Origin of the sequence: Bacillus sp. 22483, from assembly GCF_052044605.1 — a bacterium.
In the GTDB taxonomy this organism is placed as follows: domain Bacteria; phylum Bacillota; class Bacilli; order Bacillales; family Bacillaceae; genus Bacillus; species Bacillus altitudinis.
Window position 1 is genome coordinate 53,092 of record NZ_JBQENU010000003.1, and the last position, 19,040, is coordinate 72,131.

The 19,040-nt window shown below is 42.5% G+C and carries 18 protein-coding genes and 1 other annotated feature; of the genes, 8 read left to right on the forward strand and 10 right to left on the reverse strand.

What is annotated here, in order from left to right; translation table 11 throughout:
* Positions 1-131 precede the first annotated feature (131 nt).
* Positions 132-854 (forward strand): GntR family transcriptional regulator, encoded by a 723-nt coding sequence (locus ACTJJQ_RS05605; RefSeq protein ID WP_017357941.1) that lies wholly within the window; start codon positions 132-134, stop codon positions 852-854.
* A gap of 50 nt (positions 855-904) precedes the next feature.
* Here the strand turns inward: ACTJJQ_RS05605 and zwf are convergent, their stop codons facing one another.
* Positions 905-2,380, reverse strand: a complete 1,476-nt coding sequence (zwf, locus tag ACTJJQ_RS05610; protein ID WP_008342269.1) for a glucose-6-phosphate dehydrogenase — start codon at positions 2,378-2,380, stop codon at positions 905-907.
* Between the two features lie 222 nt (positions 2,381-2,602).
* Between zwf and rnz the strand changes: the two genes are divergently transcribed.
* A complete protein-coding gene (gene rnz, locus ACTJJQ_RS05615; protein WP_144625425.1) occupies positions 2,603-3,532 on the forward strand; it encodes a ribonuclease Z in 930 nt (309 codons plus the stop codon).
* Positions 3,533-3,671: 139 nt separating this feature from the next.
* Positions 3,672-4,979, forward strand: a complete 1,308-nt coding sequence (locus ACTJJQ_RS05620; RefSeq protein ID WP_440600014.1) for an aminotransferase class I/II-fold pyridoxal phosphate-dependent enzyme — start codon at positions 3,672-3,674, stop codon at positions 4,977-4,979.
* Positions 4,980-5,023: 44 nt separating this feature from the next.
* On the opposite strand, the gene ACTJJQ_RS05625 is transcribed toward ACTJJQ_RS05620, so the two are convergent.
* Positions 5,024-5,788: an alpha/beta fold hydrolase gene (locus tag ACTJJQ_RS05625; protein WP_041091946.1), complete on the reverse strand. Its 765-nt coding sequence runs from the start codon at positions 5,786-5,788 to the stop codon at positions 5,024-5,026.
* A 119-nt stretch (positions 5,789-5,907) separates the two neighbouring features.
* Positions 5,908-6,924: an NADPH dehydrogenase NamA gene (gene namA / locus ACTJJQ_RS05630; RefSeq protein WP_024718910.1), complete on the reverse strand. Its 1,017-nt coding sequence runs from the start codon at positions 6,922-6,924 to the stop codon at positions 5,908-5,910.
* A 140-nt stretch (positions 6,925-7,064) separates the two neighbouring features.
* On the opposite strand from namA, the gene ACTJJQ_RS05635 reads away from it, so the two are divergent.
* Both ACTJJQ_RS05635 and ACTJJQ_RS05640 read left to right on the forward strand, forming a co-directional pair.
* Positions 7,065-8,678, forward strand: coding sequence for a M20/M25/M40 family metallo-hydrolase (locus ACTJJQ_RS05635; protein WP_440600015.1), 1,614 nt, complete (start codon positions 7,065-7,067; stop codon positions 8,676-8,678).
* Between the two features lie 117 nt (positions 8,679-8,795).
* A complete protein-coding gene (locus ACTJJQ_RS05640; RefSeq protein ID WP_440600016.1) occupies positions 8,796-9,287 on the forward strand; it encodes a DinB family protein in 492 nt (163 codons plus the stop codon).
* Positions 9,288-9,322: 35 nt separating this feature from the next.
* On the opposite strand, the gene proC is transcribed toward ACTJJQ_RS05640, so the two are convergent.
* Positions 9,323-10,150 (reverse strand): pyrroline-5-carboxylate reductase, encoded by an 828-nt coding sequence (proC, locus tag ACTJJQ_RS05645; RefSeq protein WP_008342285.1) that lies wholly within the window; start codon positions 10,148-10,150, stop codon positions 9,323-9,325.
* A 41-nt stretch (positions 10,151-10,191) separates the two neighbouring features.
* Positions 10,192-10,403, reverse strand: a binding site (T-box leader).
* Between the two features lie 169 nt (positions 10,404-10,572).
* Here proC and ACTJJQ_RS05650 point away from each other — a divergent pair.
* A complete protein-coding gene (locus tag ACTJJQ_RS05650; protein WP_440600017.1) occupies positions 10,573-11,535 on the forward strand; it encodes an MBL fold metallo-hydrolase in 963 nt (320 codons plus the stop codon).
* Positions 11,536-12,312: an SDR family NAD(P)-dependent oxidoreductase gene (locus tag ACTJJQ_RS05655; RefSeq protein WP_007501086.1), complete on the forward strand. Its 777-nt coding sequence runs from the start codon at positions 11,536-11,538 to the stop codon at positions 12,310-12,312.
* 16 nt (positions 12,313-12,328) lie between these two features.
* Here ACTJJQ_RS05655 and ACTJJQ_RS05660 read toward each other — a convergent pair whose 3' ends face one another.
* Together ACTJJQ_RS05660 and ACTJJQ_RS05665 are read right to left on the reverse strand one after the other, a co-directional pair.
* Entirely contained in the window at positions 12,329-12,520 is a 192-nt protein-coding gene (locus ACTJJQ_RS05660) for a hypothetical protein (RefSeq protein WP_440600018.1), read from the reverse strand.
* 140 nt (positions 12,521-12,660) lie between these two features.
* Positions 12,661-13,989, reverse strand: coding sequence for a CoA-disulfide reductase (locus ACTJJQ_RS05665; RefSeq protein ID WP_281201287.1), 1,329 nt, complete (start codon positions 13,987-13,989; stop codon positions 12,661-12,663).
* Between the two features lie 188 nt (positions 13,990-14,177).
* On the opposite strand from ACTJJQ_RS05665, the gene coaA reads away from it, so the two are divergent.
* Entirely contained in the window at positions 14,178-15,137 is a 960-nt protein-coding gene (gene coaA / locus ACTJJQ_RS05670) for a type I pantothenate kinase (protein WP_281201286.1), read from the forward strand.
* Positions 15,138-15,166: 29 nt separating this feature from the next.
* On the opposite strand, the gene ACTJJQ_RS05675 is transcribed toward coaA, so the two are convergent.
* The 4 genes from ACTJJQ_RS05675 to ACTJJQ_RS05690 form a co-directional block, all read right to left on the reverse strand.
* A complete protein-coding gene (locus tag ACTJJQ_RS05675; protein ID WP_008343828.1) occupies positions 15,167-16,402 on the reverse strand; it encodes an MDR family MFS transporter in 1,236 nt (411 codons plus the stop codon).
* Positions 16,403-16,633: 231 nt separating this feature from the next.
* Positions 16,634-16,978, reverse strand: a complete 345-nt coding sequence (locus ACTJJQ_RS05680) for a YolD-like family protein (protein WP_007501076.1) — start codon at positions 16,976-16,978, stop codon at positions 16,634-16,636.
* 15 nt (positions 16,979-16,993) lie between these two features.
* Positions 16,994-18,226: a DNA polymerase IV gene (locus ACTJJQ_RS05685; RefSeq protein ID WP_017357932.1), complete on the reverse strand. Its 1,233-nt coding sequence runs from the start codon at positions 18,224-18,226 to the stop codon at positions 16,994-16,996.
* 141 nt (positions 18,227-18,367) lie between these two features.
* A complete protein-coding gene (locus tag ACTJJQ_RS05690) occupies positions 18,368-18,817 on the reverse strand; it encodes a YfmQ family protein (protein WP_008343832.1) in 450 nt (149 codons plus the stop codon).
* Positions 18,818-19,040: the final 223 nt, after the last annotated feature.

A 19,040-nucleotide genomic window follows, 5' to 3' on the forward strand; every position in this document is an offset into this window, starting at 1 on the left:
ATGTAAAGATGAAAGGGTTGAAATGAAAGTGGCTCGAACCTTTTAAGCGCACTAGGCTTAGTGTAGAATGAGAGGAAGGCTAGAAAGCGCTATAATAGGATATGAAAAAACAAGTCAGTTGGTGGTGTGAGATGACAAAGTACGAACTCATTTCAGAAGAAATTAGAAAAAGAATAGGAACAGCATATTATCCAGAAGATCAACCCATTCCAGATGAAAACTCGCTTGCCGCTGAATTTAAATGCAGCAGAATGACGATGAAGCGTGCGCTTGATCTTTTAGTGGCGGAAGGTCTGCTCTTTAGAAAAAGAGGTCATGGCACATTTATTGTGAAGGCAGCGCTAAATCAAGGTGCGATCAACGTATCAGGTCATGAAAATAAAGGGTTCACGAAAGTGATGGCAGATAAAAACGTGACGAGCCAAATCATTCGCTTTGATGTGCATTTTCCAAGTGAAGAGGTGGCAGCTCATTTATCCATTGACTCAAGTACACCCGTCTATGACATTATTCGGCTCCGTTTGGTGGAAGAAGAGCCATATGTATTAGAAAAAACCTTTATGCCTGTCAATGTCATTAAGGGAATAGATGAAGAGGTTTTATTGGGGTCTATCTATAGCTACATTACAAACACACTTCATTTAAAAGTGGCAGGAGCGCACAAAAAAATTAGAGCGGCTAAATCAGATCAGCTTGATCAGCAATATTTAGGCTGTGACCCTACGGATCCGGTGCTAGAAGTGGAGCAGGTGGCTTATTTAAACACAGGCCGGCCGTTTGAATATTCCTTTAGCCATCATCGCTATGATAAATTTGATTTTTCAACGGTTGAAATTACGAAAACACGACTTTAAAAAAAGAGCAGAACCCCCTCAATCGGGAGACTGCTCTTTTTTTGTTGATTTTATATATTCCACCAGTGATATCCATCTTTTTCAAGAAGCTGATCTGCTTCTTTTGGTCCCATAGAACCAGCAGGATAATTTGGTTTTAACGTTTTGGTTTCAGCCCATTTTTCTGAAATTGGATCAACAAAGTTCCAAGACAGTGCCACTTCATCCCAGTGGGCAAAGTTTGTTGCGTCACCTAGCAAACAGTCATGAATCAGCTTTTCATATGCTTCTGGTGTATTCATGATGTCGTTGTAATTTGTTTGATAGTCCAGCTTAATTGGTTTAGCATACGTTCCGCCATCAAGCTTGCGAGCATTCAGGTGAAGGGTAATGCCTTCGTCTGGCTGAATGTGAATCACAAGTAAGTTTGGATGCATGGAATTCCCGTTTCCATAGTACAGGTTCATCGGAATGTCTTTAAATTGCACCACGATTTGAGTGGATTTCTTTTCTAGACGTTTTCCTGTACGAATGTAAAATGGTACCCCGGCCCATCTAAAGTTATCGATGAGAAGTTTCCCTGCAACGAATGTTTCTGTGTTGGAGTTTGGGTCCACATTTTGCTCTTCAAGATAGGAAGGAACCATATTGCCATCAATCGTTCCTGCATCATACTGTCCGCGGACAAAGAATTGATCCACTTCATCTTTCGAGAAAGGACGAAGCGCACGCAATGCTTTCCGTTTTTCGCTACGGATTTCCTCTGTATTGAGCTTAATCGGCGGCTCCATGGCTAGTAGTGCAACCATTTGAAGCATATGGTTTTGTACCATATCTCTCAGTGCACCAGAACTCTCGTAATATCTCGCACGGTCTTCGACGCCTAATGATTCACTCGATGTGATTTGAATGTTTGAAATGTAACGGTTTGTCCAAAGCGGTTCAAAGATCGCATTCGCAAAACGAATCACCTCAATGTTTTGCACCATCTGTTTACCGAGGTAGTGGTCAATACGATAAATTTGATCCTCTGTAAATGCATCTCGGATCTCTTCATTTAATGTTTTGGCACTAGGGAGGTCATGACCAAACGGTTTTTCAATGACAAGTCGAGACCATCCAGTCGTTTCTGATACGCCTTCACTTTTTAAAAACTTCGCAATGGTTCCGAAGAATTCCGGTGCCATCGCTAAATAGAACATCCGGTTATTTGGGATACTGTATGTATCTTCAAGACCAGAAAGAAGTGTGTTCAGTGCTTGATAGGAAGCAGGGCTTGAGACATCAAAGTCATGGTAATAGAAATGAGAAATAAATTCCTCTGCTTTTGCTTCTGCATCATCAGAAGAGACCGATTCTTTTACCACAGCTCTTAGGTCTTCATGAGACCAAGGACGACGTCCAACACCTACAACAGCGAATTGATCTCCAAGCTTTCCGCTATGATAAAGTCTATGTATAGAAGGGTAGAGCTTGCGTTTTGCAAGGTCTCCTGTTGCGCCAAAGATGACAATGACTGCTTTTGGATAGTTAGTTTCTGTATTCACGAAAAGTACCTCACTTTATTCGTAGCATTGTTGTAAAAACCGAGAATGTATGTACATTTTCTTTATTTTAAAGGTTCATTGTTCGTAAAGCAAACATTTGATTCGACTTTTTCTGCCCGAGTTTGACTTTTTTCAAAAATTCCGCTGAATTCACATTTATCCTGTCTTCATGTATTCTATATGAATGAAGAGATTGTATACCGGCTGTAGGAGGAAATCGTAATGGAACTGCTCTTTTTAGGAACAGGTGCAGGCATTCCTGCAAAAACAAGAAACGTCACTTGCACTGCGCTGAAGCTTTTAGAAGAGAGAAAAGCCGTGTGGCTTTTTGATTGCGGAGAAGCGACGCAGCATCAAATATTACATACAACGATTAAACCAAGAAAAATTGAGAAGATCTTTATCACGCATATGCACGGTGATCATGTATATGGTCTCCCGGGTCTGCTTGGCAGCAGGTCCTTTCAAGGCGGAGAGGATGAATTGACGATATATGGTCCAAGCGGCATTAAAGCTTTTGTAAACGCGGCACTTTCAGCGACACAAACGCATTTGACTTATCCGCTGCATATCATAGAAATAGAGGAAGGGATCGTTTTTGAAGATGAGACCTTTCAAGTAGAAGCAAGACGAGTGTCTCATGGGATCCCAGCTTACGGTTATCGGGTCGTGGAAAAAGATGTACCCGGTGCACTAAAAGCCGAAGACCTAAAAAAAATCGGTGTAAAACCTGGACCTTTGTATCAAAAGTTGAAAAATGGGGAAACCGTTACACTCGAAGATGGAAGAATGATTGATGGAACCGATTATTTGGAACCCCCTAAAAAAGGGAGAATCGTTGCATTTTCAGGAGATACCCGTTTGTGCGAGAATATAACAAGGCTTGCCAAGAATGCGGATGTGTTAGTCCATGAAGCAACATTTGGGAAAGAAGATGCAGAACTAGCCTATAATTATTATCACAGTACGACAGAACAGGCAGCAAAAACAGCGCAGGAAGCAGGCGCAAAAAGACTGATTTTGACCCATATTAGTGCACGATACCAAGGGGAAGAGTCACTGAAACAATTACTCAAAGAAGCCCGCGATATATTCCCGCTGACTGAAGCTGCACATGATTTCTCTTCTTTTCCTATTGACCGTACCCTGTAAAAATTGGATGAATCGTCAAAAATAGTTGTGTGATTTTTTTGATATTTATGATGACGCTCTTTTTCAGGTAGTGGTAAAATGGTGAAGAAAAAACAAATGACGAATTACATTATGAAGAATACGGGAGGCACAATCAAAGATGAGCGGTTTTACAGCGTTAAGTGAAGCAGAATTAAATGACCTATATGCAGCACGACAAAAAGAGTATGAAACGTACAAAAGTAAAAACTTACACTTAGACATGTCTAGAGGGAAACCTTCACCAAAACAGCTCGATTTATCTATGGGCATGCTCGATGTCGTGACATCAAAGGATGCAATGACAGCTGAGGATGGTACAGATGTGCGAAACTATGGCGGCTTGACAGGCCTTCCTGAAACAAAGAAATTTTTTGCAAGTGTGCTCAATCTGAAGCCAGAACAAATCATCATTGGCGGTAATTCTAGTCTGAATATGATGCACGACGCGATTGCACGTGCTATGACTCACGGCGTATATGGCAGCAAAACACCTTGGGGAGAGCTTCCAAAGGTAAAATTCCTTGCACCAAGCCCAGGGTATGATCGTCATTTTGCCATTTGTGAGCATTTTAACATAGAGATGATTACGGTAGATATGAAGTCGGATGGACCTGACATGGATCAGGTAGAAAAATTGGTTGCAGAAGATGAAGCCATCAAAGGGATTTGGTGTGTACCGAAATATAGTAACCCTGACGGCATTACGTATTCAGATGAGGTTGTTGACCGTCTTGCTTCCATGCAGACAAAAGCAGGCGACTTCCGTATTTTTTGGGATGATGCCTATGCAGTCCACCATCTAACAGATACGCCTGATACGTTAAAAGATATTTTTCAAGCAGTAGACAAAGCAGGACATGCAAACCGTGTGTTTATGTTCGCCTCTACTTCTAAAATTACGTTCCCAGGCTCGGGTGTTGCACTGATGGCATCTAGTCAGGACAACGTCAGCTTTATTCAAAAACAGCTATCAGTTCAAACCATTGGGCCAGATAAAATCAATCAATTAAGACACCTTCGTTTCTTCAAGAATCCAGAAGGATTGAAGGAACATATGAAAAAGCATGCAGCGATTATTAAGCCGAAATTTGACCTCGTTCTTTCGATCCTTGATGAAAAGCTTGGTGGAACAGGCATCGCTGAGTGGCACAAACCAAATGGCGGATATTTTATTAGCTTAAATACACTTGATCATTGTGCAAAAGCTGTTGTGCAAAAAGCGAAAGAAGCCGGTGTGACACTAACAGGGGCAGGGGCGACATATCCTTATGGAAACGACCCGCTTGATCGGAACATCCGTATTGCGCCAACGTTCCCAACACTTGAAGAACTAGAGCAGGCGATTGACATCTTTACGTTATGCGTTCAGCTTGTCAGCATTGAAAAGTTGCTGTCTGAGAAAAGTCAATCAGCACCAACGGTATAATGAAAAAACTCCTTGACTGATGTCCGGTCAAGGAGTTTTTGTTTTTAGTTAGCTGTTTGATAATAAGAGACAGGCTGTTTTGCTGCACACCATACATCATAAATCGCAAGCTGCACAATATGTGGTTCATCGTGATGAATATAGTGCGAGCTGTTCTGCGCCTGAATCCATCCGCTTTGGGATGATAATGTGAGCATTCGTTTATGAAGCCTGAGCCAAGCTTCATGTGCTGGATGAAACAAGCGGCTTTTGCCTGATGAAATGACAAGAAGGGGCATCATCCCATAATGCGTTTGCTCCTCTTTGATCGTACGCAGCATTTGCTCAAAGTCCTCATGTGTACATTCTGCTGTGAACTGCGCCATATATGAAGTGCGTTCTTCCTTTGATAAGAGCGGCAGAATGACCTGCTCTTGCTCCTCACTTGCTGGGTCTAGAAGGACCATACCGATAACATCTTCTTTTCTGCGGCTTGCCCATAAGCGGCTGACAAGAGAGCCAAATGAGTGCGCCACAATGAGAAATGGCGGCTGAATATTGGCTTGATGTAAGAGTGTATCTAAATCATCCGCAAGATCATGCAAAGTTCTTCCTTCTTTGCTTTCACTGCTTTTTCCATTACCTAAACGGTCATATAAGAAAACACCAAGCTCTGGGTCAATATCACGAGCGATATTCGCCCACGTATCGCCTGAAATTCCATATCCTGCTTCAAAAATAATGGTGGCTTGCTTTTTTCCTTGACGATGCCTTGTATAAAAGTGATGTCCATCTATATGATACGTTCTTTCAATCAATGCCGAGTTCATTCTTCCATCTCCTCTAAGTGGTTCTTTAGCTAAAAGACGGCACAAAAGGCAAAGATGTTTCTCTTAAAAACAAAAAAGATGCCTATTTCAAAAAATAGACACCTTTTTGCTTAAAGATGTTACCAAGCGCGATCGTATTGGCGCGGGCTTTCGATGGATGTACGAAGCTCTTTAGCGGCTGTTTTGGGGAAATACGGATCCCGTAAAAATTCTCTGCCGATAAAGATCAAGTCAGCACGCTGATTTTGTAAAATTTCTTCGGCCTGTACACCAGATGTGATCATACCAACAGCGGCTGTTTGGATGCCGGCACCTTCTCTTATTTTCTCAGCAAAGGTGACTTGGTAGCCGGGGAATGTTTTAATACTGGCTTGCACCACAGCACCTGAGCTCACATCAATTAGATCGACTCCTTGCTCTTTCAGCCATGCGGCAATGCCAATATAATCTGCAATATCTAGTCCTTTTGTTGTGTAATCAGAAGCGGATACACGGACAAATAATGGTCCATCCCACACTTCATTGACTGCATCAACAACTTCTCTCAAGAAGCGATAACGATTTTCTGGTGAACCGCCATATTCATCTGTCCGGTGATTGGCAAGCGGTGAGAGAAATTCGTTAATCAAATAGCCATGCGCACCATGAATCTCAATGATGTCAAATCCAGCTTTCTTGGCGCGGACAGCGGCATCTTGAAACGCCTGAACGGTGTCTTTTATTTGATCGATAGACATCTCAAGAGGTGTTTTAGATTGCTCGTCAAATGGAATGCTGGATGGAGCAAGAATGTCACCATCTAGCTCAGCCTTGCGTCCTGCATGGGCTAGCTGGATGGCGGTTTTTGTTCCGTACGCTTTGATTTGTTCGTTTAATGAGGCAAACCCTTCAATGTGCTCATCACTCCAAATTCCGAGGTCCTGATCACTAATTCTTCCCTCAGGTGAAACAGCACTTGCTTCGACCATAATTAATCCGGCCTGACCTTGCGCACGAGAAATATAATGTGCAAAGTGGAAAGGCTGTAATTTTCCATCACGGTCATAGGATGAATACATACACATCGGGGACATGACGATGCGGTTTTTGAGTGTGACACCTTTTAATGTCCAAGGTGAAAAAAGCTTTGTTTCCAATTACCTTCGCCTCCTCATAGAATGGTATAGCCGATTATAACAGTCATTCAAACATTCGTCATAAAAGGTGCTCAAACCATATAGCTTTTGAACATGATTTTGTATAATGAAAGATATGGACATCAAAGGGGGATTAACGGATGAAATGGCAAACGGAAAGTGAACTAAAGGAGCTACTCACAGCTCTTATGCAGTATGAAAGCATATCTGGTACAACGGGAGAAGTCGCATTAGCGGAATATTTATATTACTTGCTGAGGGAGCGGCCATATTTTGAGCAGCATCCTGATCACTTGGCTTTGCATCCAATGAAAGATGGCCGATATTTTTTAACGGCACTTGTCAAACGAAGTACGCTGCCACGTACTGTTTTACTCCTCAGCCATTTTGATGTCGTCGATACAGAGGATTACGGAGAATTTCAAAATATGGCGTGTAAGCCCGAAGAGTTAATGGCGTCCTTTTCTCAAAAAAGTGCACTTCTTCCAAAAAGGGCAAGAGAGGATTTAGCTTCAGGTGACTGGCTGTTTGGACGAGGGTCCATGGATATGAAAGCAGGCCTGACTGTCCAGCTTTCCATGCTGGAAAGAGCGATGGCGGGGAGGTTTGAAGGAAATATTCTGCTCGTCACAGTGCCAGATGAAGAAGTGAATTCACAGGGGATGCTGGAGGCTGTTCCGAAACTAAAGGAGCTCAAGCAGAAGTATGACCTTGAGTATACCGCTTGTTTAAACAGTGAGCCGATGTTTGAAAAGTATCCCGGGGATGTGCATCAATACATCTATACAGGTAGTATAGGGAAGGTACTTGCGGGATTTTTCTGCAAAGGCATTGAAACACATGTAGGTGAGCCCTTCTCAGGATTAAATGCAAATTTTATGGTATCTGAATTAAACAGGCTGTTAGAACTGAATAGTGATTATTGTGAGGAAGTAGATGGTGAAGTGACACCGCCTCCGACCAATTTGATGCAAAAGGATTTGAAAGAAGCTTACTCTGTTCAAACGCCTCACACGGCTGTTTCTTTATTTAATGTGCTGATGATGAACCGCTCTAGTGAAGAGCTTCACGGGCTCCTCTATGAAACTGCGAAACAAGCAGCAGCCCAAATCGAAGCCAATCTCAAACAGAAAACCGCTGCATTTCAACGCTTTAAACATTTTACACCCATCGATACAAACATCACGGTGTTAACGTATCATGAGCTGTACGAAAAAGCTGCTGAACGATCCGGCAAGCAGGAGGTCGAACGAATTGTCAACTACGCCTTTGCCAACCGGGGTGAGCTTGGGGATCGTGATTTTTCAACCAAAATTGTATCGGAACTGACGACCCTTTGTAAGGAAGATGGAGCACTGATTGTGTTGTTTTATAGTCCGCCATTTTACCCATCAGTTTCTTCAACAAACGATCTGCATATTCAAACGACCTTAAAGAAGATTCAAAGAGAAGCAAAAGAGATCTATGGAATCGAAGTAGAAGAAGTCAAATATTTTCCTGGTTTATCTGATTTAAGCTACTTACAGCTTGAAAATCAAGATATAGACGATTATACAGCCAACATGCCGCTATACCAAAAAGGCTACTCGTTACCACAAGGAGAAAAAGAAGCTCTTAACGTTCCTGTCATCAACGTTGGTCCATTAGGAAAGGATGCGCACAAATGGACAGAACGGCTGCATGTCCCATTCTCTTTTGGCGTTTTGCCGTCGCTCTTAGAATCAACAATTCATGCTTTATTAGAAAAGAATTAAGTGAAAGCTCTATCGTCATGATAGGGCTTTTCTTTTTGATATCAATCACCTTCTGTCTAAAGAAATAGAGTAGGATATAGAATAATACTTACATATATTTGAAGGGGGATTGTGAGAGTGAAAACAGGAGTACTAACAAAAACAGAGATCATGACATCACTTCAAGAGAGTTTGCGTAAGCTTGAGGAGTTAGTATGGACATGTGATGAGGCTACATTAGATGAATCTTTTGGGGAAGGCAAGTGGTCGATTAAACAAATTGTTGGACATTTGTATGATACAGAAGAAGTCTGGTCAGAGCGGATAGAGCAGGCAATATCAAATGAGCACACGCTTTTCGCATCATATGATCCAGAGATATATGTGAAGGGAAGAGCTTATGAAACGTATACAGCACAAGAGGTCAGTGCATTGATCGAGCGCTTAAAAGAGAGCAGAAACAAAACACTACAACTATTAGAAAAGGATACATGGGATTTTTCTGGCCTCCATCCTGAAGAAGGGATGATGACAGTCCAAATATTAGCTGAAACCATTGCTTTACATGAAATTCATCACCTCGATCAAATCAAAGCCATCATGTCCATGAGAGCATCGAGTGATAGATGAAAAGCACCTGTCATCAAGGCAGGTGCTTTGCTCTCTTACTTATACGTACTCGCTGAAAACATATCGTTTAATTCTGCTGCACGTTTCGTCGCTGTTTTCACACAATCGACAATCGCTTCTTCAAATTGATAGGAAGCAAGGGTATTCAGTCCTGCTTCTGTCGTTCCACCTTCGCTCGTAATTTCCTTGCGCAATTCAGCAGGTTCCTTACCGCTATCCTGAAGCATATTTGCAGCGCCTGCAATCATTTGACAAATGAGCAATTTCGCTGTCTCTTGGTCCATCCCAAGTTCCGATGCACCTCGCTCCATTCCTTCAATCAAATGATAAATAAAGGCAGGACCGCTGCCTGCAATGGCTGTGACCGCATTCAGCTGTGATTCATCTAAAACCGTCACATGACCGATCGTTTCAAACAGCTGAACTGCTTTTTCTTTTTGCGCCTCTGTGACTTCATCACTGACTGCAATGCCAGTAGCTGATTGTTGTATGGCTGCTGATGTATTTGGCATCGCACGAACCACCGCCGTTTTTGCGCCAGCATAATGCTGAATGGTTTCAATAGAAATGCCCGCTAAAATAGAAATAATCAGCTGTCCATTTAAATGGGGCCTTACTTCAGAAATTCCACTTTCCGCATCTTTTGGTTTTAAAGCAAACACCAGCATATCGGCTTCTTCATAAATAAAGGAACGAGCGAAATCTGTTTTGACTCCATAACGTGCATGTAATTCTTCTAATCGTTTTTCATTTGTTTTATTTGTGACAATGATATCTTCATTTGACATAATGCCGCTCTTTAAAAGACCTTTAATCATAGACTCGGCCATTGAGCCTGCACCAATAAATCCAATTTTACTCATAAGATACTCCTCCTTGTAGAAAATAAAAAAACCTCTCGTCTGCAAAGGACGAAAGGTTTTTCGCGGTACCACCCTCAATTAGCATGCAATCATGCATACTCAGCTCTAGTCCCTTAACGCGGGAAACGTTTAGGTTTGCCTAACAGCTCAAAGGGCAGGTTCAGCAAATAAGAGGATGGTGAAGTCTTACAGCCGGCGGACCTCACTCTCTTGCATCATTATTTTGCTTACTAATCCTTGTCATCGCGCATCTTATATTTGTTGTTCATTATGCAACGATGGACAAGTTTGTGTCAATAGGGAGAGATAAAAAAATTGACCATCTAAACCGCATGACAGTCTGCCCTTTGCAAGATACAATGAATAAAGAAGAGTGAGTTCAGATGATCTATGAGACAAAAATCAGGAGATGACGTATAAAAGTGAAAGAAGAAATGATTCAATTATCCATCCCTACACCGTTTGCGGTTGGGGATGTCCATGCATATGTATTAAAAGGCGATGCCGTGACCTTAGTCGATTGCGGACCGATGACACAAGAGGCGCAGCATGCCTTTGTCACGCAATTAAAGGAACATCATTTATCAATAGATGATATTGATCAAGTGGTTTTAACACATCATCATGCAGATCATGTCGGTCTTTTAGATCTGATGAAACCTCATGTCCGTGTCATCGGACACGAGTTGAATGAGCCCTATATTAGTCAGGATGCAGCGTTTAAACAGCGTCAAATCCATTTTATGAATGATTTTTTTCAGCAGTTAGGTGTCCCGCTTCGTCAAGGTGAGTGTGAAAGAATGGTGAGGCAGTCCTATACATATTCATGTACGGCACATGTCGATGACGTCATAAAAGAAGGCGATCGTTTGAAGGGACATGAGCACTTCCAAGTGCTGGAGACCCCAGGACATGCACAATCTCATCTTTCTTTTTTAGATGAAACAACAGGGAATTTCATCGGCGGTGATCTGCTGCTTACGACCATTTCTTCCAATCCGTTAATGGAAGCGCCGGTGAAAGGAACAGAACGTCAAAAATCGCTGCTTCAATATAAAGCATCACTCGAGCGTTTATTGCATTTGCCCATTCAGGCGATTTATCCAGGGCATGGCCAGCTCATTACCTCTCATCACGAATTGATCGAAGAAAGATTTAAAAAACAGGAAAAACGGGCAAATACGATGTATCAGCTGCTTCAACGAAAGGAAATGACCGCCTTTCATCTTTGTCGCACCCTATTTCCGGGCCTGTATGAAGAAGCATTATTTCTGACAATGTCTGAGACAGTCGGGCAGCTTGATGTGCTTTTAGCGGCTGGACATATTGAAGAAGTGCAAAAAGACGGAACCCTCTACTATCGAGCAATTGAAGGAGTGAAATAAATGGGGCGACTAACAGGAAAGAGAATATGGATTACAGGTGCTTCAGGCGGTATTGGTGAAAAGATGGCGTACTTGGCAGCAGCCGAAGGAGCAGAAATCATTGTGTCGGCAAGACGAATTGAAAAGCTCACAGGTGTAAAAGAAAAGATTATAAGTGCTGGCGGCGTATGTCACATCGTTCAGCTTGATGTCAGTCAGCTTGAGGACATTGATCAAGCCTATCAACAAGTGGGTGCTGTTGATATTTTGGTGAACAATGCCGGCTTTGGTGTGTTCGATCTCGTCGAAGACGCATCCATTGAGGAAATGGTGTCAATGTTTGAGGTCAATGTCTTTGGTTTAATTGCCTGCACAAAAAAGGTCCTTCCTGAGATGAAACAAAGAGGGAAGGGGCATATTATCAATATTGCGTCACAGGCAGGCAAAATTGCCACCCCTAAATCCGCCATCTATTCCGCATCAAAACATGCGGTTCTCGGATTTTCAAACAGCCTCAGAATGGAGCTGGCAGACAGCGGAATTCATGTCACAACCGTCAATCCAGGACCGATTGCCACAGACTTCTTTACCATTGCAGACCGCAGTGGTGAATATGTGAAAAATGTTGATTTTATGATGCTCAGTGCTGACAAGGTAGCAGGGAAGGTCGTATCCGCCATGATGACGAAAAAAAGAGAGATTAATTTACCAGGATGGATGAATGCTGGCAGTAAGTTGTATCAATTATTCCCGTTTTTATTTGAAAAAGCAGCACGTAAAGCGATGATGAAAAAATAACAAAAAAAGAAACCGGTCACAGGCTGGTTTCTTTTTTTGTTTGATGGGGCTTAATATTGGTGACGCCAAAGACATTGCCATCAACATCTTCGAAGCTAAAACCGCCTAAGTCTGGGTCAGCTAATATTTGAATATCCGATACGGTGACGTTATGCTCGCTTAAATACTGGTGAAATTTTTTTAAATCCTTCACAAATAAATCAATCATACTATGCCGAACTCCTGTAAAAGAGTTCATAAAGTAGATTCGTTTCTCGTGTTTTGTTTTGACGAGATAAAAGTGAGCATGGCTGCTTCTTCTGATTGATGTAGAACGATCATCTATAAAATCTGTTCATACCAAGTTTTCTATATTCGTCTTGCCGCTTGCTGAAGTGGATCCCATACACTGTTAAAAGGAGGGGCATAGCTAATATCTAAATCTTCAAGGTCTGTCACAGTCAGCCCTTGATAAAGAGCAGTTGCCATGACATCAATTCGTTTATCAACACCTTCTTTACCGATGATTTGTGCGCCAAGCAAGGTGTGATCATCGCTTCTGTAAATCAGTTTCACTTTCATTTTCTCTGCATCTGGGTAATATCCAGCGTGGTTAGTGCTGTCGATGGTGATGGTGGAGAAAGGAAGGCCCGCGTCTTTTGCTTCTTTCTCTGACAAACCTGTTCGTCCCGCCGTCACGTCCATAAATTTCATCACCGCTGTGCCGGTTACGCCTTGAAACGCACGGTTTGTTCCTGTCATATGAAAGCCTGCGATTCTTCCTTGTTTATTTGCTGTCGTGCCGAGCGGAATATAGTCCAGTTCCTTTTTGATACGGTGATAGGTTGCTGCGCAGTCACCCGCCGCATAGATATCTTGTACATTGGTCTGCATGTATTCATTCACAACAATTGCGCCATTTTGAAGTCGCTGAATTCCTGTGCTGTCTAAAAAGGATGTTTGCGGAGTGACGCCAACGGCAATGATGACCATATCTGTTTCAATGGTCTGTTTGTCTGTTTGAACAGCTGTTACATGTGTCTTGCCCTTCAATTTTTGCACTGTTTCACCAAGTACCACGTGAATGCTTTGATTGTCCGCTTCTTCTTTCAGATATTTTGCCATATCGGGATCAAAGCCTGGGCCAAGTGTTGCACCCCGCTGAATGATATGAACGTCTTTGCCTAGCCCTTTTAAATTTTCTGCCATTTCTAAGCCGATATATCCTCCGCCGATGATCGTGATATGTGTGACGTCTTTTTTTAGATTGTCTAAAATAGACAGCGCATGCGGGATTGTTTTTAATACGTGGACGCCTTCTAATGAATGACTGTCTAGATCAAGTGTGACGGGGCTTGCTCCTGTCGCAATTAACAGGCGGTCATACGTTTCTGTAAAGGGCTCTTTTGTTTTAGAATGAATACCCGATACTGTTTTTTGCTCCGGGTCAATTGAGGTCACTTCGTGTAAGCATCTGGCATCAATTCCGTATTTGTCACGAAAAGTGTCAGCGCTACGTGCGATGAGTTTTCTGTGATGATCAATGAGACCGCCGATCAAGTAGGGGAGTCCGCACTGTCCATATGAGAAAATCTCTCCTTTTTCAAAAGCTACAATTTGCGCATCTGGATCCTCTCTATATATTTGCATAGCGCAGCTCATTCCTGCTGCATCTCCGCCAATCATCACATATTTCATTTGGTGTGCTCCCTTCTATCTATCAAACTGAATACTCTTATTTACCCTCATTTTCCTTTATTTAATGCTTTTTTTTCGCAAAAGAAGCAAACTTTCGTTGAAAAATAAAGACAGCGCCTTCATTTTAAGCTACAATCGGATTATCGTCTTTTTGGTTATGAGTTTAGTTTAGATTGGTGGGAAAGACTTTGGGTGACGAACGACTAGATTTTAATACACTATATACACGCCATACGAGAGAGGCGTGGGCCGCTCTTGGAGTATATATGCCGGTATCTGTTTCAGAAGAAGAAGTGAGAGCACTTCAAGGATTAAACGACTACTTATCGCTAGAAGAAGTGCGAGATATTTACATACCACTTATTCGTTTTCTGACATTACATGTCTTTGCAGAAAAACAAAAAAATCAGCATGTCAATGCTTTTTTAAACTACCCGCATCATGCGAAAATCCCTTTTTTAATTGGGATTGCAGGAAGTGTGGCCGTCGGAAAAAGCACGACAGCACGTATTATTGAAACACTTTTATCAAGGCTTGGAGATGGGCTGAAGGTGAGTCTCGTAACAACGGACGGCTTTTTGTATCCTCAAAAAGAGTTAAAAGATCGGGGGCTGATGGAAAAGAAAGGCTTCCCGGAAAGCTATGATGTTAAAGCGCTACTTTCGTTTTTAAATGAATTAAAATCAGGGAAACAAACTGTGCATGCACCTGTATATTCACATCTGACCTATGACCGTCTTGAAGGGGTGTATGAAACAGTAGAAGATGCAGATATTGTCATCATTGAAGGGATCAATGTGTTGCAATCACCGGCACTGGATGATCTGAAGGATGAGCCGCGCGTGTTTGTATCAGATTACTTCGATTTTTCGATTTATGTAGATGCCGCTGAGACGCAAATTCAATGCTGGTATAAAGAACGGTTCCGTTTGCTGCGGGAAACAGCCTTCCAAGACCCTGAATCTTTCTTTCATAAATACAAAGATTTGACGGATGAAGAAGCAGATCAGATGGCAAGCACGATTTGGAATACAGTGAACCGGCCAAATTTATATGAAAATATTTTGCCGACAAAATATAGAGCCGATTTGATTTTAAAAAAAGGCGATCAGCATAAGGTGGAAGAGATCGCCATCCGCAGGGTATAAAGAAAACCGCTCAATTGAGAGCGGTTTTTTTAATGACCTCCACTTACTTTCACAGCCACGGCAGCCGCCGTTCGTTTTTTTAGGCGATAGTATCCGATAAGTAAAAACGGAACGCCTGCAGCGGTGACAATCGCCAAGACTGAAAAAATAGAAAGGGGATGGGCTGCGCCAAATAAGTCAATACACAATCCTCCGACAAACGGTCCGACGACGCTGCCGAGCTGAGAAAACCCCATTGCGCCGAAGTATGATCCTTTCACTTCAGGTTTTGCAATATTGTCTACAAACAGATCCATCATCGCAAAGAGCAGCACTTCACCAATCGTAAACACGACAATGATAAAAGCAAGCGTGCCGAGACTTTGTGAAAAAGCAATGGCAAACAAACTGCCTGCTAGAAGCACGTTCCCAGTCGTTAACGACAAAATCGTTGAATAGCGCTTAGCGATCATAATCAGCGGGTACTGAACGACAATGACAACCACTGCGTTTAAGGATAAAAGATACCCAAACAGTTTAGGGCCATCCTCAATCATAGGGGATGCCGATAAATATTGAGGCAGTGTTGAGCTTAGGTGTGAATAGCCAAATGAACATAAAGTAACGCCAATGAGGATGATGCTAAAGACCGTATCTTTCTGAATAATGGAAAGAGCTTTTTTGACGCCGATTTGTTTGGTGCTTTCTGGAGCAGCCACTGGGTGCTTTTGAAATTGCCATGCCAGCGTTAACCCGTACAACAAGTAAATGAGGGCAGCGACGAGAAATGGAAAAGTCGTTTTTGATGACCCGAGATATAAGCCAAGCAGCGGGCCGAAAATGACACCAATGTTAATGGCCGTATACCGTAAGTTAAAGACAAACAACCGAATGCTCGATGGGGTGACATCGGATAAGAGTGCTTTAGACGTTGGTTCAAACAGCGCCCGGCACAGTCCATTTAAAGCATTCATAAAAAAGAAGACCCAAATGGCATCTGCAAACGCGAAGCCAACAAAGACAAGTGTCCAGCCAAAGATGGATAAAAGCATGACCTTTTTTCTGCCGATTCGGTCGGAAACATAGCCGCCGTAAAAACTCGCAACAATCCCAATAAGAGAGCTGACGGCAATGATCAATCCAGCTGAAGAGGCTGAGGCGCCTTTGACTTGTGTCAAATAAACGGCTAAAAAGGGAATGCTCATAGATGTCGCCATTCGGCCAAATATCGTGCCGATGATGATCGTCCAACTAAGTGGATGTAAAGTGCGTAAGTTATTTTTCATGCTGTGTCTCCCCTGAGTTTGTAAGATGTTCCAATCATACATGAAAAATTGTGCAAATTAAATACACAATTTGATGGAGGAGTCATCCGTCAAATGACAGAGAAGCTTGAACCGTCCCGTTCATTCGAAGAGCATATACCTCGTTTTCAAGGTTTTAAGCCTTGATGGGTCATGATTTTTTCAGAAAAACGAAGCGGGTTTTTCAATGATCATGTTTTCGTTTTGCGAAAATCAATTGAGATCGATGGCAATAATTTGATGTAAGGAAAGGTTTAGAACATCTTCGTCATTCACGATTTTCATTCGGCGTGTTTCATAATGAATGGCTTTCACCCAGCCCCAAAATTGAGCTTTCATACCGGATGCGATATATGTCACGCAAATCGCTTGATCCTCGGTAATCGATTGTGTGATCAAAACATTCATTTCCTCTAGCTGATCGGAGCTGAGCGGAAGAGGTGTATATTCTTTTTTCTTTCGTTTTTGAGCAAGTAGTTGCTCTCGGTGCTCTGGTAGCATCATTCGGCTTGATTCCCACATGATGTTGTATCCAGGTGTTAATTTATTGGGATTCATGCTTGTTCGCCTCCGTTATTTGTAATGCCCGCCAATTTTTTCGGCGCGGTGATATGCCTGCCCTGCGCTTGTCAGTGACGAAGCATGCAATAATGCCGCAGGTCCATATTTCAGATGGATTTCATCAAATACTTTGCTGAGTTGATCTTTCTTCAAATGATGATCAAATAAAGTCAGCTGATAGTGGCTGTCAGGCTGCAGCTGTGAGAGTGTAATGCCTACACTGCGAATGGGCTGGCCATCCCAGTGCTGCTGGCATAGTTGAATCGCAGCCTCTGCAATATCTGAGCCATACTGTGTCGGTGAATGAAGCTTCATTTGTCGATGAAAGCCTGTTGGATGTGAAAAATCAGCCCCTCTTACACCAACAGACACCGTTTGACCGAGATAATGCTTAAAACGTGCCCGCCTAGCGACTTCCTCACTCAATTCAAGAAGAGCGACTTTGATCTCTTCAAAAGATGCGTAATCACGGGGAAGGGTCATATGGTGCCCAACGGCTTTTTGCTGATCATGTGTGTGAATAGTGACTGGGGAGGGATCGTGTCCTAAAGCTGTTCGCTGCAGAAGCTCCCCATTGATTCCCCAGCGTTTTTTTAATTGGTCTAACGGATAAGCAGCAAGTGTGCCAATGGTACTGATGCCCATTCGTTTCAAATGATGCTCCATTCGTTTGCCGACGCCAAATAATTTTCCAATTGGAAGCGGCCATAAATCAGCAGCAACCCGGTCGGCACTCAGTTCATAGATGCCGGATCTGTTTTTTTTGGCAAAATGGTCACAGGCCATTTTAGCGAGCACTTTATTAGGGCCGATGCCCACACGTGCGTAAATGCCAGTCTGGTTCATAATCGTTGTTTGTATATGTTGAGCGATCTCATGTGGAGAGCCGAATAGTGTAAGACTGCCTGTAATATCAAGAAACTGTTCATCAATGGAATATGGCTCGACAAGGTCTGTGTATTGTTCAAGCAGTTCTGTAATCATGACAGAGACATCGAGATAGCGCTGCATACGTGGACGTACGACCACTGCTTCAGGACATTTCTCCTGTGCTTCCCATAACCTTGATGCATTTTGTACGCCACGTTTTTTAGCGAGAGGGCAGGCTGCAAGAACGACTCCGCTTCTTCGTTCTGGATCTCCAGAGACAATGAGCGGCACATTCTCCAAATGAGGCGCCTCCACCTTCTCAACTGATGCATAAAATGACTGCATATCCACAAGCAGAATGGCTCGTTCATTCATTGTACTTCACCTCTTAGAACGTATGTTCTATATCTATTGTAAACAACATGAGGTGAAATTCATACTGGTAAATCATTCAAAAGCTGTCCATACAAAAAAGACGAAGTGGTGAACACTTCGTCTCGTCTGCTGCAACGATTGTTAGGCATGTGCCATGTTGTGGAATGTTTGGAGCGGTTCAGAACGCAGACGATAAGCCATCAGCTTTTTCTTTGGCTTATGTGTAAACTGCCGAACCACATCCACATGGTCATCATAATGGAACAGATAAAGGGTGACATCATGTTTCCCATGCTTTGTTTGCATAGTAAGCGGCGTTGGCCCTTCATTCGGATGAAGAAAACGTTCTTCATCACCTGGGTAAATATAATAGCGTTCAATAAAGATCGCATCATTAAAATGTTGAATGACTTCAGCTGCTCGCTGCTTATCAAGCGAACGACCTTGAAAAGTAATATTTGTTTGCTCACTTGTTACTTTAGCATGTACGGCATAGCGGCTAAAAAGGCGCTCAACAACACCAGAAGGCAAAGAGGTGACAAGCAGCTTTAAAAGACTAAACACAACAAGTGAAATAACAACCCAAACCAATCTCATCATCTCCAATAAACATTTGTTACATTTCCTATATGAACCATCTTAACATAACAAATGAATGAAACTTTCGCACAAAAAGTGGACTTTTTGAAATAAGTGTGAAGATTTAAAAGGAGATGGCGGCTGAAAGACGAAGAACCAACAAGTGAACATGAAAAAAGACGGGCATACTGTCTTTACAATCATTTGATCAGACAGGTAGACTATTGAAACAATC

Coding starts and splice junctions, on each gene's coding strand:
- ACTJJQ_RS05605 (WP_017357941.1), top strand. CDS start 132: ATGACAAAGTACGAACTCATTTCAGAAGAAATTAGAAAAAGAATAGGA.
- rnz (WP_144625425.1), top strand. CDS start 2,603: ATGGAACTGCTCTTTTTAGGAACAGGTGCAGGCATTCCTGCAAAAACA.
- ACTJJQ_RS05620 (WP_440600014.1), top strand. CDS start 3,672: ATGAGCGGTTTTACAGCGTTAAGTGAAGCAGAATTAAATGACCTATAT.
- ACTJJQ_RS05625 (WP_041091946.1), bottom strand. CDS start 5,788: ATGAACTCGGCATTGATTGAAAGAACGTATCATATAGATGGACATCAC.
- ACTJJQ_RS05635 (WP_440600015.1), top strand. CDS start 7,065: ATGAAATGGCAAACGGAAAGTGAACTAAAGGAGCTACTCACAGCTCTT.
- proC (WP_008342285.1), bottom strand. CDS start 10,150: ATGAGTAAAATTGGATTTATTGGTGCAGGCTCAATGGCCGAGTCTATG.
- ACTJJQ_RS05655 (WP_007501086.1), top strand. CDS start 11,536: ATGGGGCGACTAACAGGAAAGAGAATATGGATTACAGGTGCTTCAGGC.
- ACTJJQ_RS05660 (WP_440600018.1), bottom strand. CDS start 12,520: ATGATTGATTTATTTGTGAAGGATTTAAAAAAATTTCACCAGTATTTA.
- ACTJJQ_RS05665 (WP_281201287.1), bottom strand. CDS start 13,989: ATGAAATATGTGATGATTGGCGGAGATGCAGCAGGAATGAGCTGCGCT.
- ACTJJQ_RS05675 (WP_008343828.1), bottom strand. CDS start 16,402: ATGAAAAATAACTTACGCACTTTACATCCACTTAGTTGGACGATCATC.
- ACTJJQ_RS05680 (WP_007501076.1), bottom strand. CDS start 16,978: ATGAATCCCAATAAATTAACACCTGGATACAACATCATGTGGGAATCA.
- ACTJJQ_RS05685 (WP_017357932.1), bottom strand. CDS start 18,226: ATGAATGAACGAGCCATTCTGCTTGTGGATATGCAGTCATTTTATGCA.